Genomic DNA, 13,062 nt, shown 5'->3' with positions numbered 1-13,062 from the left:
GGCTCGCCGCGTCCCTTGGAACGCCGCCGCCCGGGAACTCTCGGCGGGGTGGGTTATTCGGCGGCCGCGAGCTGGCCGCAGGCGCCGTCGATCTCGCGGCCGCGCGTGTCGCGTACCGTCACCGGCACGCCGTGGAACTCCAGCCGGCGTACGAACGCCCGCTCGTCCTCAGGCCGGGAAGCCGTCCACTTCGACCCCGGGGTCGGGTTGAGCGGGATCAGGTTGACGTGCACGAGCTTGCCCCGGACCAGCTTGCCCAGCAGGTCGGCCCGCCACTCGTGGTCGTTGATGTCCTTGATCAGCGCGTACTCGATCGAGACCCGCCGCTTGGTCTTCGCCGCGTACGCCCACGCCGCGTCGAGGACCTCGGCCACCTTCCACCGCGTGTTGATCGGCACCAGCGTGTCACGCAGCTCGTCGTCGGGCGCGTGCAGCGACAGCGCCAGCGTGACGGGCAGCCCCTCGTCGGCGAGCTTGCCGATCGCGGGCACCAGCCCGACGGTGGAGACGGTGATGCCCCGGGCCGAGATGCCCAGCCCGTGCGGCGCGGGCTCCACCAGCCGCCGCACCGCCCCGATGACCTGCTTGTAGTTGGCCAGAGGCTCTCCCATGCCCATGAACACGACGTTGTTCACCCGGCCGGGCCCGCCGGGCACCTCGCCGGCCGCCAGTGCCCGGGCGCCGGCGACGACCTGCTCGACGATCTCGGCGGTGGACATGTTGCGGGTGAGGCCGGCCTGTCCGGTGGCGCAGAAGGGGCAGTTCATGCCGCAGCCGGCCTGCGAGGACACGCACATCGTGACCCGGTCGGGATAGCGCATGAGCACCGACTCGACCAGCGCCCCGTCGAACAGCCGCCACAGCGTCTTACGCGTGGTGCCCCCGTCGGTGGTCTGCTCCCTGACCGAGGTCAGCAGATCGGGCAGGAGCGCGGCCAGCTTCTCGCGGGAGGCCGCCGGCAGGTCGGTCATGGCGCCGACGTCGGTGGTGAGCCGCTCGAAGTAGTGGCGCGAGAGCTGGTCGGCGCGGAACGCCTTCTCCCCCAGCTCGGTGACCGCGGCCCGCCGGTCGGCCATCGACAGGTCGGCCAGGTGCCGTGCGGGCTTGGCCCGCCGGGGCGCGACGAAGGTGAGCTGGCCTGGGGGCTGGGACACGTTCCTGCCTTTGCTTTGAGTGGCTGTCAATCAGGGTAATGAACGTTCGGATCGGAGGTGGCATTCCTGGTTACGGTACGGCTCGCATCGTGGCTGCCACCGGATCTACAGTCATCTCGTATGGCGATTTTTCGGTCGGCATCTGGCGAGGGTGGCGCCGAGGTCGTTCTCGCCGCCGGCAACCCCTACGGCAGCCGGACGCTCGTGGTCGAGCGTGACGAGGACTCCTCGGTAGCTTACCTGTGCTCGCCCGACGGCACTGTGCACGGCGCCGTCTGGCTGGCCAACCACCGCCCGGCCCCGGCGGTGGTCGACCTGGCCCGCATCAACGCCGGCCTGCCTCCGCTGATGCCCAGGGCCAACACCCTCCACCCCGACGGCCGCAGGCCGCTCGGGCAGCTCACCGCGCTGTGGTTCGAGGAGGGGGACGGGGTGGCCCTGTACGAGGACGAGGAGCTGCTGGCGGTGATCCCCGGCTGGGCCGACATGAGCCGGGGCATGCCCGGTTACGCCCGCGACGCGGTGGGCGAGTCGCCGTTCGCGTGGGCGCTGTCGGAGGCGCTCGAAGGGTTGCAGCCCCGTATCTCCAACGCCAGGTCCTACTGGGGCTGGCGGCACAGCGAGGGGTCGTGGCCGTCGTTCCAGCAGTTCGTGATGGGTCATCTGGACGGGGCGCTCGGCCCCGCGGGGCGCTATTGGGACGCCAGCGGCGATCGGCTGCCGACCGTCGGCATCACCGAACGGCCGCCGCATCAGGGCCGTTCCTACACCGTGCTGTCCACCGTGGGGATGAGCTGCCAGCGCATGCCCACGGTCGAGCAGTGGATCGACAAGCCCGGCGCGTACGCCAGGATCGAGCTGGCCGTGGCCACCCGCGAGGACCCGCGCGACGCGGCGCTGCTGCTGGTGTGGCTGTCGCAGTATCCGTGGCACTCGGTCACGTGGCTCGGCCACGGGCACACGGCGAAGTGGTATCACGAGCCTTCGACGTTCCCGTTGGGGCCGCGGTATTCGGGGGTCCTGATGCTGGCCAACGCACCCCACATGCCAGACATGTCAGGATTCGCGTTCGGGGGTGAGGCCGTACGGTGGCTCTGGCTCTCCCCGGTCACCACCGAAACGCTGGAGTCGCAGCAGTAACTAGAAGAACAGCGTCATCAGCAGCCAGACCGGCACCAGCGTCGTCACCAGCGAGTCGAGCCGGTCCATCAGACCGCCGTGACCGGGCAGGATCGTGCCCAGGTCCTTGATGCCGAGATCCCGCTTGATCATCGACTCGATCAGGTCACCCACGGTGGCCAGCAGCGCCGCCAGCGCGCCGATCAGCGCGCCCTGCCAGATGGCGCCGTGCATCAGCCAGACCACCAGCCACGCCCCGACCGCCGTACACGCGATCACCGACCCGGCGAGCCCCTCCCAGGTCTTCTTCGGGCTGATCGCCGTCATCTTGTGCCGGCCGAACAGCACGCCCGCGAAGTAGCCGCCGATGTCGCTGGCCACGGTCACCGCGATGAAGATCAGCACCCGGTGGTCGCCGTCGTGGAGACGCAGCAGCATGGGCACGAACGCCGCGAGCATGGCGGGATAGAACAGCGTGAACACCGAGGCCGACGCGTCCCGTACGTAACCGTCGGTCCCGTCACTGAACATGCGCCAGACCAGGAGCACCAACGCGAACACCGCGAACGTGGCCAGCAGCCACGCCGGCCCGCCCCAGTACGCGCCCGCCTGCATCGCCACCAGGCCCGCGAGCACCGGCACCGCGGGCACCTTGATCTCGCGGGTGGCGAAGGCCTTGATCAGCTCCATCACGCCGACGCCCACGGCACCGGCGACCACCACGAGGAACAGTTCCTTGATCGTGTAGATCGTGCCGATGACCAGCGCGCCCAGGACCACACCGACCGCGATCGCGGCGGGCAGGTTCCTTCCGGTACGGCCGCCGCCGCCTGAGCTGGTGTCAGCCGTACTTTCTTCCACAGAGTTTCTCCAAGAGCCACGGCCCCCGCCACTCGGGGCAAGGGCCGTTCAAGACCCGCTGACCTGCGGCGGCCCGCCGAACACGACCCACCGTAGGCCCAAGCCGCTACCCACGGCGACCCGCCCTAGGCACCAACCGCCACCCGCAACGACCCGCCGCAGACATCAACCGCCACCCGCAACGACCCGCCGCAGACACCAACCGCCACCCGCGACAACCCGCCGCAGACACCAACCGCCACCCGCGACAACCCGCCCCAGGTACGAACCACCCCTACGACGAGCCGCCCCAGGTGCAACCATCGCCCACAACGGCCCGCCGAACGCGACCACCGTAGACCAGAGTCGCCACCTGCGACGACCCGCCGTAGGCACGACCCACTTGCCTGCGGCGCCCGCCCAAGCGACCACCGTAGGTGCAAACCGCTACCTGCGGCGCCCGCCCAAAGCGACCACCGCAGGTGTGAGGCCGCTACCCACGACGACCCGTCGAACGCGGTCCGCCGTGCGGCGTGCCGCTCAGACTTCGAGCAGCTCGGCTTCCTTGTGCTTGAGCAGCTCGTCGATCTTCGCGACGTGCTTCTGGGTGAGGTCGTCGAGCTCCTTCTCGGCCCGCCTGACCTCGTCCTCCCCCGCCTCGCCATCCTTGATCATCTTGTCGAGGACTTCCTTGGCGGAGCGGCGGATGTTACGCACCGACACCTTGGCGTGCTCGCCCTTGTTCCTGGCGACCTTGATGTACTCCTTGCGCCGCTCCTCGGAGAGCTCCGGGAACGTCACGCGGATCACCTGGCCGTCGTCGGTGGGGTTGACACCGAGGTCGGAGTCGCGGATGGCCTTCTCGATGGCGCCCATCGAACTCTTGTCGAAAGGCTGGATGAGCACCATGCGCGCCTCCGGCACATGGAACGACGCCAGCTGCTGGATCGGCGTCGGCGTGCCGTAGTACTCGGCGTTGATCTTGTTGAACATCGAGGGGGTGACGCGGCCCGTACGGATGGTCGCGAAGTCCTCCTTCGCGACCGAGACGGCCTTGTCCATTTTTTCCTCGGCTTCGAGGAGGGTTTCGTCGATCACAGCGGCTCCCTGTCTTCTAGCTGGCGGTGTCGGGCTCGCTCCCTCATTTGCCTGCGGGACTCACCAGCGTGCCGATTTTCTCACCGCGTACCGCTCGCAGGATGTTGCCCTCGCCCATGAGGTCGAAGACCACGATCGGCAGGTCGTTGTCCTTGCACAGGCTGATCGCGGTGGCGTCCATGACCGCGAGGTCGCGGAGCAGCACCTCGCCGTAGTCAAGGTGGTCGAACCTGACCGCATCCGGATTTTTGCGTGGATCGGAGTCGTAGATCCCGTCCACCTGCGTTCCCTTGAGCAGCGCCTCCGCGCCGATCTCCAGGGCCCGCTGGGACGCCGCGGTGTCGGTGGAGAAGTACGGCGAGCCGAGCCCCGCACCGAAGATGACCACGCGCCCCTTCTCGAGGTGCCTGATCGCGCGGCGCGGCAGGAACGGCTCGGCCACCTGCTGCATGGTGATGGCGGTCTGGACGCGCGTCTCGACGCCCCGCCGCTCGAGGAAGTCCTGCAGGGCCAGGCAGTTGATGACCGTGCCGAGCATGCCCATGTAGTCGGCTCTGGCGCGGTCGATGCCTCCTTGCGACAGGGTGGCGCCGCGGAACATGTTGCCGCCGCCGACCACGACCGCGACCTGTACGCCTTCCTTGACGGCCTCGGCGATCGAATCGGCCAGATGATCGACGATCACCGGATCGATGCCCAGCGGCTCGCTACCGGCGAACGCCTCGCCTGACAACTTCAGCATCACCCGCTTCCATCTGAGCGGGTTGTGCGGATTTGGAGATGAGGAAGCCGCCGTCCGTGTGGATTCGTGGGCTGGCTCCCGGTGGTCCTGCACGGCGGCGGCCTCCTTCGTTCGGTGGATCAAGTTCAGGCTGTCGGCTTGCTTCTTGCCTTGGCCGGGCGGCCCGCCTTGATCGGCGGGCCTGCCTGGCCGGTTGCTTGCCTAAGCCTAAGCCTGACCGACCTTGAAGCGGACAAAGGCCTGGACCTCGACGCCGTTCTCCTCGGCGTACTTGCCCACGCTCTTCTTGTTGTCCTTGACGAAGGCCTGCTGGAGGAGGGTGAAGTCCTTGTACCAGCCGTTCACGCGGCCCTCGACGATCTTGGCGATGGCAGCCTCGGGCTTGCCCTCCTCGCGGGTCATCTCCTCGAAGAGCTTGCGCTCCTTCTCGACCACGTCGGCCGGGACGGAGGCGGCCTTGAGGTACTGCGGGGCCATCGCGGCGGCGTGCTGCGCGATGTCCTTGGCGACCTCGGCGTTCGGCTTGTCGAGCTGGACCAGCACGCCGACGGCCGGCGGCAGCGCCGGGTCGGTCCGGTGCATGTAAGCACCGATGTAGCCGCCCTCGAGCACCGCGAACCGGCGGATCTCGATCTTCTCGCCGAGCGCGGCGTTGGCGGTGTCGAGGTGCTCCTTGACGGTCTGGCCGCCGAAGGACGACTCGAGCAGCGACGCCACGTCGGCGGGCTTGGTCTCGAGGATGTGCTCGACAACCTGGGTGGCCAGCTCCTGGAAGCGCTCGCCCTTGGCCACGAAGTCGGTCTCGCAGTTGAGCTCGAGCAGCGCGGCAGCGGAGTCGCCGTCCTGCTTGAGCGCGACCAGGCCGTTGGAGGCGGTACGGGCCTCGCGCTTGCCCACGTCCTTGGCGCCCTTGAGGCGCAGAAGCTCGATGGCGCGGTCGAAGTCACCCTCGGACTCCTCGAGCGCCTTCTTGCAGTCCATCATGCCGGCAGCGGTGATTTCGCGAAGCCGCTTGACATCGGCCATGTTCACGGAAGCCATTGCTTTTCCTTGTGGGATTTCGTCGTCGTCGTGGATCAGGTGGGCAACGGCACGCCTGCTCACCCTTGGTTCGTACGGCGGGCGCTTGCCGTACGGAAGCCTTTGTCTTGCGTCAGCCTCTGTCTTGCGTTCGGGGCCCGGCTCGCCTGGCATCCTGCCCAGCCTCGCCCTGGCTTACCATCCTGGACCATCACCGGCCTGCACCGACGCCACCCGGCCGGCCCGCCGCGCCCGGTTCGGGCAACCGCGCCCTCCCCAGCCCGGCCGACCACCCCGGCCCGCTGAACTACCCAGTCCAACCCGGCCCGGCCAGCCGCCCCAGTCCAACCCGGCCCGGCCAGCCGCTCCGGTCACCCGGAACGGCCCGGCTCACCACCGGCCCGGCCTGCGACCCAACCCTGGATCACAACCCAGACCCCGGCTCGCAACCCAAGCCCGCGATTCAGACCTCAGACCCCGGCCCGGAGCTCAGCCCCGAACCCGCGGCCCTGGCCTCAGCTCACAGCCTCAGCCCTGGAGCCAGGCTTCAGCCTCAACCTCAGCCCGCGAGCCAGACCTCGACTCACGGCCTCAACCTCAGCCGCGAACCAGACCTCAGCTCACGGCCTCAGCCCAGCCCTGGAACCCGATCTCAGCTCACAGCCTCAGCTCCGGACCCAGGCCTCAACCTCGGCCCTTGAACCGCGACCTCACGGGCCCGACCCCTGGACCACGCCCCAGGCCTTTGACCTGCGGCCCAGATCCCGGCTCACGGCCTCCGCCTCAGCATCGGCCCTTGAACCTTGAACCTCGATCACAGCCCGGCTCTGCGGCCCGAGCCCGGCTCTTGGTCCTTGCCTGACTGGGAAGCGTCCTCACCTGGCGATCACTCACCTGGCGAGGCCGCGGCCCCTCGCTCAACCGTTCACTTGTCTTGGTGGCCCGTTCCCTGCCCGGTCACGGCAGGACCAGGGACATCCCTCATCCTGCCGTTCCGTTCGCCGGAGCAAAGCGCGCGCCCTGCCTGGTGAACTTTTCACCCGACCGGGACGGGCCCGTACCCGGGAAACCCCGGGTACCTGAGCTCTGACGTCAGGCCTGCGGCTCGGCGTCAGCCGCGGCAGCGGCCTCAGGAGCAGCTTCGGCCGCGGGAGCGGGCGCCTCAGCCTCAGCCTCAGCCTCAGCCTCAGGAGCAGCCTCAGCCTCAGCCGCGGGAGCCTCGACCTCGGCCTGCGCCTCGGGCTGTGCCTCGGCCGCGGCGTCGCCGGTGCCCTGCTCGATGAGCTCGCGCTCCCACTCGGCCAGCGGCTCGGCGGCGGCGGGCTTCTCGTCACCGCGGGCGGCGCCGGAGCGAGCCATCAGACCGGCCGCGACACCGTCGGCCACGACCCGGGTCAGCAGACCGACGGCGCGAATGGCGTCGTCGTTGCCCGGGATCGGGTAGTCGACCTCGTCGGGGTCGCAGTTGGTGTCGAGGATCGCGACCACAGGGATGCCAAGCTTCTTGGCCTCGCTGATCGCGATGTGCTCCTTCTTGGTGTCGACGACCCACACGGCGCTGGGCACGCGGCCCATGTCACGGATACCGCCGAGCGTGCGCTCGAGCTTGTCCTTCTCACGACGGCGCATGAGGAGCTCCTTCTTGGTGAGCCCCGAGCCCGCGACGTTGTCGAAGTCGAGCTCCTCGAGCTCCTTCAGCCGCTGAAGCCTCTTGTGCACGGTGGAGAAGTTGGTGAGCATGCCACCCAGCCAACGCTGGTTGACGTACGGCATCCCGACCCGGGCAGCCTGCTCGGAGATGGCCTCCTGAGCCTGCTTCTTGGTGCCGATGAACAGGATGGTGCCGCCGTGGGCGACGGTCTCCTTGACGAAGTCGTACGCGCGGTCGATGTAGGAGAGCGACTTCTGCAGGTCGATGATGTAGATGCCGTTGCGCTCGGTGAAGATGAATCGCTTCATCTTCGGGTTCCAGCGCCGGGTCTGGTGACCGAAGTGAACGCCGCTCTCAAGCAGCTGTCGCATGGTGACGACGGGGGCCATGTGCTGGTCCTCCAGGTCTTGGCGCCCTGCGGAAGGGCGCGGGTCTCGGTTGTGCCGCAGCAGCGCGTCGTCTGCCGCCCTGATGCCCCGAATCCCCGCCAGCCGGGCACATGGCCCGGACCGATGGCGCGGTCCGCAGTGGGGCATGCGAAGTCGGCCTGTGGTCACAGGCCACCGAAAAGTCTACCTCCCACACCAGCCCAGCCTGACCGTCAACCGTCAATCAGACATCCAGCTCTCTACCCCCACACCCACTCTCAACGTGACCACTCAGTCATCCACACACCAAACACCATCAACACCTGGCAAGCCCGCGCTAACACCGGCCCGTTCCTGTAACTCAACCAACCGCCGACACTTCGCACCCACAACCCGCCAGGCCGATCCCGCACCTCAACCAAGGGCCAGAGCCCAGTCCCGGCCCTCAACCGAGAACCAGAGCCCAGTACCGCACCTCAACCAAGGACCAGAGCCCAGTACCGGCCCTCAACCAAGGACCAGAGCCCGGTCCCGGCCCTCAACCAAGGACCAGAGCCCGGTCCCGGCCCTCAACCGAGGACCAGAGCCCGGTCCCGCACCTCAACCACCACCTCAGCCGGCCCCTCCGCCCGCCTTGCCGGAGACCCCACCCGCAGTTCCACATCACCCCGCCGCATCGTGATCCTCGGTAGGCAGCCCCGGCGTCGGCCGCTTCGCGACCGGGAAGAGGTTCAGCTGCACTTCGGCGACCCTGACCCCACTCGGCGCGCCCTTCTCGTCGCGATTGGCGATGAGGTACGGCTCGATCAGTTTCTCGATCGACTCGTTGAGCTGAGCCATCTCCTCCGGGTCGACCCTGACCCTCATTCGGTTGAACCGGGTGACATCCCGCCACTCGTCAGGCTCACCCTCTACGGCAGCCAGCGCGCGATCGGCCTCTTCATGCGCCTCCCTGCGGAACGCCAGCATCAGCCTCACCTTGGCATCCCGTACGTCCGGATGATCGCCCGGCTTGACTCCGACGCTGATCGGCTTGTTCACGCTCTTCCACAGCCGTTCCCTGCCATCGCCTCGCGGCGGCGCGTCCTCCACGAACCCGTACTTGGCCAGCATGCGCAGGTGATAGCTGGCGGCGCTGGGCGTGATCCCCGCGATCTCCGCCACTTCAGTGGCTGTGGCACTGCCTTCGAGACCCAGTCGATTGAGGATCATCAGGCGCGCCGGGTGGGCCAGCGCCCGCATCGCCCTGGGATCACTGAGCCCCTCACTCATGCCGCCAAGATTACCCGTCCCCAGGTATGAAGCATTGCCTTCATAACTATGAAGGGATATCTTCACAGTTATGAAGCGTTCCCTTCACAACTCCGCCGCGCCCCCGCACCAGCCAGAACGCTCGTCAATCAGCCAGAACCACACCCAGTAATCAGCCAGAACTGCACCCAGCCCAGCGCCGCCGAGAGGCACGCCCACAGCCAACCGATATGTCCGACGTCTCCTCCCACCCCCACCACGCCGAAGCCGGCACCACCCCAACGCCCACCACCCGCAGGCCCACAGCCCGCCCGCCTCCGGGACGCGCGGCCTGCGCACCCGCTAACTGACGACCCCGCAAACCGCACCCGCCGCAACCCATAACCAGCCACACGGCCCGACGACCAGGCCCACCCCCGCTCAGCCCAGCACCAGCACCAGCACCAGCACCAGCACCAGCACCAGCACCAGCACCAGCACCAGCACCAGCAAACGCAACCTCAGAGATCCGCCCAACCGCAACCCCGAGATCAACCCAACGGCCAACACCACCCTGAACCTCAGCCCACCGCGGACCGCAGCCCAGGCAAAAGCTCCACCACACCTCCGAGAGACACAGCACCCACCGTTACCTCCGCGCCTCCCGCTAACCAGCCACGACGACGCCACCGGCCCAGCCGACCCCGATCAGCTCGATCCACCCCGCCACCCAGCCACGTCGGGGGCCGCATGACCATGACCGCGACCGCAGCGCCATTGCCCGAGGACCGAATGCCTGACCGCAACCTCACCGACGAAAACCGCGCCCCCGATCACAACCACGCCTCCTCTGCGGACCACATTCCCCAGCGCCCCACCGCCGGCCCAGAGCACGCGGCTCACGACGGCACCTCCGATGACCCCAGCACCGGTTCAAGCCGCCACAAACACGCAGCTGGTTACGGCACCGCCAAGGAGCCCAACTCCAGTCCCGACCACCCCAGCCACGCAGCTCCCGATGCCCCCTCCGACAATCGCGAACTCAGCGCGGACCACCACAACCACGCAGTTCCCGATGGCGCCTCCGACAACCCGAACCTCAATCCGGACCGCCGACACCACGCAGTTCCCAACGGCCCCTCCAACAACCGCGACCTCAGCCCGGACCACCACAACCACGACGAACGCAGCTCAGAAACAACACCCATCCCACTCAGAAACCAGCGCGACTACCGACTCCTCTGGGCCGCCCGGACGATCTCCGTCACCGGCTCGGAGGTGTCCAAGCTGGCCATCCCCCTGACCGCGGTAACCCTGCTGACCGCCTCCCCCTCCCAGATGGGGCTGCTGACGGCCGCCGCCTCGGTGCCCGCCCTCCTGTTCGGCCTCCAGTCAGGCGCCATCGCGGACCGGCTCACCCGGCACCGCCCCCTGATGATCGCCTGCGAACTCGTCTCGTGCGCAGCCGCCGCCACAGTCCCCGTGGCTTGGCTCCTCGACCTCCTCAGCGTCGCGTGGCTGATCATCGTGGCCCTCGTGATCGGCACAGCCGGCGTACTCTTCAGGGCGGCGAACTTCCCTTACGTGGCAGCCGTCGCCGCCCCTTCCCAGCGAACCGAGGCGATGGCCGGCCTGAACGCCTCCTACTCGGTGGCGTCCGTCAGCGGCCCCAGCCTGGCCGGTCTCCTGGTTCAACTCTTCACGGCCCCGCTGGCCGTGTTGGCGGAGGCCTTGTCGTTCCTGGCCTCCGCCCTCCTGCTCCGCGCCATCCGCACCCCGGAGAAGAATGAGCCGGCAGCCTCCCGAGGCATGTGGAACGACGTCGTGGAAGGCCTGCGGACCAGCGTCACCCATCCCGTACTACGCGCTCTCCTGGGTGCAGGCGTCACGATCAACTTCTTCGCCATGGCGTACACGGCCATCTACATGCTCTACATGGTCAACACGCTCAACATCCCCAAGCCCCTGATAGGCGCCCTCATCGCTCTGGGCGGCATCGGCGGCATATTGGGCGCCTGGGCCACGGCCCGCCTGTCCAAACGCTACGGCGAGAACCGCATCCTGCTCATCACAGTGCTCTTCTTCCCCATCGAGATCCTGGCGGTAGGCCTGCTGACCGGCCCTTTGTGGTGGAAACTCGCGCTGCTCGCACTAACCGGAACGATCACAGGCGGCATCGTCGTGGCCTTCGCCACCTGCATGGGCGCCATCACCCTGCGCGAAACCTCCCCAGAGCTTCGCGGCCGGGTGAACGCCACCATGACTTTCGCGGTACAAGGAGTCCTGGCCCTCGGCGGCATAACCGGCGGCATCCTCGCCGAATTCATCGGCCTACGCCCGGTCATCCTCATCTGCGCAGCAGGCATAGCCCTGAGCGCCATCTGGATCTGGACATCCCCTCTACGCCCGCACCGCCGCCCGCGCCCCGCCCGCCTGACGAAACCCAGCAGCGATCCGCCGTCCCCATTCCAAACCGTAAAATCCTTGATCGCCTCCAAACGCTACGCTCCTCGCTAACCCCCAGCCCCTCAAACAAAGCGCAACCCGAGCCCCGAAATCAACAGAAGACGGACGAACGCGCGGTCGAGTCACAGGCGTTTGATCACTTCAACCCCCGAAGAAGACCCACAGATCCGTCGCCAGCATCTCCGGCGCCTCCATGGCCGGGAAATGTCCGCCCCGCTCATACTCGGTCCAGTGGGCCTCCGCCGACGGGTTGATGAGCTTACGGACGGTGGGATCGGCGCCGAACACCGCAAAACCTTGCGGTACGGCCGGCGGCGCACCCCATTCAAAGGAATGGGCCTGCTCGTACAGGAAACGAGCGGCGGAGATGCCAGAGCCGGTGAACCAGTAGAGGCTGGCGATCGTGAGAAGCTGCTCCCGGTCGTAGGGCAGATCGGTCCACCGTTCGAAGCTCTCAGCGATCCACCCGAGCTGCCCCACGGGCGAGTCGTTGAACAGGTAGCCGATGGTCTGGGGCCGGGTGTTCTGGATCGCCAGGTAACCGGAGCCGTCGTCGCGGAACTGCGCCATCCGCTCCAAGGCCAACTGGTCGACCGGGTCCGCCGGGTCGAGCCTGTCGGCCAGGCCGGGCAGGAACGTGGCCGTGGCCGCCGCGGTGTACGGATCGGTCGCCACATGAATGCCCACGACATGCTCGCCATCAAGGCCGGCCACCGCACCGGACACCCCGGCGCCGATGTCGCCGCCGTGGACGCCGTATCGGTCGTAGCCGAGCCGCCGCATCAGCTCGGCCCAGGCCCGAGCGGTACGGCCCATCGCCCAGCCGGTCTCACCCACCGGCGTGGAGAAGGCGAAACCGGGCAGCGACGGGACCACGACATGAAAGTCCTGCCGCAGGTGCTCGATCAGCATGGTGAACTCGGCGAACGCGCTGGGGTAGCCATGAGTGAGCACCAGCGGCAGAGCGTCGGGATTGGCGGAGCGGACATGCAGGAAGTGGATCCGCTGCCCGTCGATATCGGTGGTGAACTGCGGATACTCGTTGAGCCGCGCCTCGGCCACGCGCCAGTCGTAACCCTCGGCCCAGTACGCAACCAGCTCCTTCAGAAACTCCAGCGGCACCCCGCGACTCCAGCCGACACCGGGCAGCTCATCCGGCCAGCGAGTCCGGGCCAACCGGACTTTCAGGTCGTCGACATCGGGCTGAGGGACAGCGATGGTGAACGGCTGAATTTCCATCTGAAACTCCTTGTCGGCTTGAGTGTTCACCACGCTAGGAGCCAATGCGGCACATCTCCTTCCGCAATTCGCCGCCGATTCAGCACATGCACTCCACCCGGCAACCGCCGCCTCCGCAAAGCCCCGCCGATTCCC

Annotated in this window: 10 protein-coding genes; 2 read left to right on the top strand and 8 right to left on the bottom strand. The window is 67.9% G+C overall.

The genetic code is table 11. From position 1 onward, the window contains the following. Nucleotides 1-53: 53 nt before the first annotated feature. Nucleotides 54-1,154, bottom strand: coding sequence for a dual-specificity RNA methyltransferase RlmN (rlmN, locus tag H4W80_RS45750; protein ID WP_192790779.1), 1,101 nt, complete (start codon nucleotides 1,152-1,154; stop codon nucleotides 54-56). A gap of 120 nt (nucleotides 1,155-1,274) precedes the next feature. Between rlmN and H4W80_RS45745 the strand changes: the two genes are divergently transcribed. After that, entirely contained in the window at nucleotides 1,275-2,294 is a 1,020-nt protein-coding gene (locus tag H4W80_RS45745) for a suppressor of fused domain protein (RefSeq protein WP_192790778.1), read from the top strand. Here the strand turns inward: H4W80_RS45745 and H4W80_RS45740 are convergent, their stop codons facing one another. The 6 genes from H4W80_RS45740 to H4W80_RS45715 all read right to left on the bottom strand — a co-directional run bounded on the left by H4W80_RS45740 (nucleotide 2,295) and on the right by H4W80_RS45715 (nucleotide 9,264). Further along, on the bottom strand, nucleotides 2,295-3,134 hold the full coding sequence (locus H4W80_RS45740; RefSeq protein ID WP_192790777.1) for a phosphatidate cytidylyltransferase: 840 nt from the start codon (nucleotides 3,132-3,134) through the stop codon (nucleotides 2,295-2,297). A gap of 519 nt (nucleotides 3,135-3,653) precedes the next feature. Then, nucleotides 3,654-4,211, bottom strand: a complete 558-nt coding sequence (frr, locus tag H4W80_RS45735; RefSeq protein ID WP_192790776.1) for a ribosome recycling factor — start codon at nucleotides 4,209-4,211, stop codon at nucleotides 3,654-3,656. A gap of 43 nt (nucleotides 4,212-4,254) precedes the next feature. Next, a complete protein-coding gene (gene pyrH, locus H4W80_RS45730) occupies nucleotides 4,255-4,953 on the bottom strand; it encodes a UMP kinase (protein WP_219912434.1) in 699 nt (232 codons plus the stop codon). A gap of 207 nt (nucleotides 4,954-5,160) precedes the next feature. Next, nucleotides 5,161-5,994 carry a translation elongation factor Ts gene (tsf, locus tag H4W80_RS45725; RefSeq protein ID WP_192790775.1) on the bottom strand — a complete coding sequence of 278 codons (834 nt, stop codon included), beginning with the start codon at nucleotides 5,992-5,994 and terminating at the stop codon, nucleotides 5,161-5,163. 1,071 nt (nucleotides 5,995-7,065) lie between these two features. Next, nucleotides 7,066-8,013, bottom strand: a complete 948-nt coding sequence (rpsB, locus tag H4W80_RS45720) for a 30S ribosomal protein S2 (RefSeq protein WP_192790774.1) — start codon at nucleotides 8,011-8,013, stop codon at nucleotides 7,066-7,068. A gap of 642 nt (nucleotides 8,014-8,655) precedes the next feature. After that, nucleotides 8,656-9,264 carry a helix-turn-helix domain-containing protein gene (locus H4W80_RS45715; protein WP_192790773.1) on the bottom strand — a complete coding sequence of 203 codons (609 nt, stop codon included), beginning with the start codon at nucleotides 9,262-9,264 and terminating at the stop codon, nucleotides 8,656-8,658. A gap of 708 nt (nucleotides 9,265-9,972) precedes the next feature. Here H4W80_RS45715 and H4W80_RS45710 point away from each other — a divergent pair. Beyond that, nucleotides 9,973-11,739: an MFS transporter gene (locus H4W80_RS45710; protein ID WP_225964017.1), complete on the top strand. Its 1,767-nt coding sequence runs from the start codon at nucleotides 9,973-9,975 to the stop codon at nucleotides 11,737-11,739. 90 nt (nucleotides 11,740-11,829) lie between these two features. On the opposite strand, the gene H4W80_RS45705 is transcribed toward H4W80_RS45710, so the two are convergent. Then, entirely contained in the window at nucleotides 11,830-12,927 is a 1,098-nt protein-coding gene (locus H4W80_RS45705) for an epoxide hydrolase family protein (protein WP_192790772.1), read from the bottom strand. Nucleotides 12,928-13,062 lie beyond the last annotated feature (135 nt).

Origin of the sequence: Nonomuraea angiospora (genome assembly GCF_014873145.1) — a bacterium.
In the GTDB taxonomy this organism is placed as follows: Bacteria; Actinomycetota; Actinomycetes; order Streptosporangiales; family Streptosporangiaceae; genus Nonomuraea; species Nonomuraea angiospora.
This window is presented reverse-complemented; position numbering and strand designations above follow the sequence as displayed.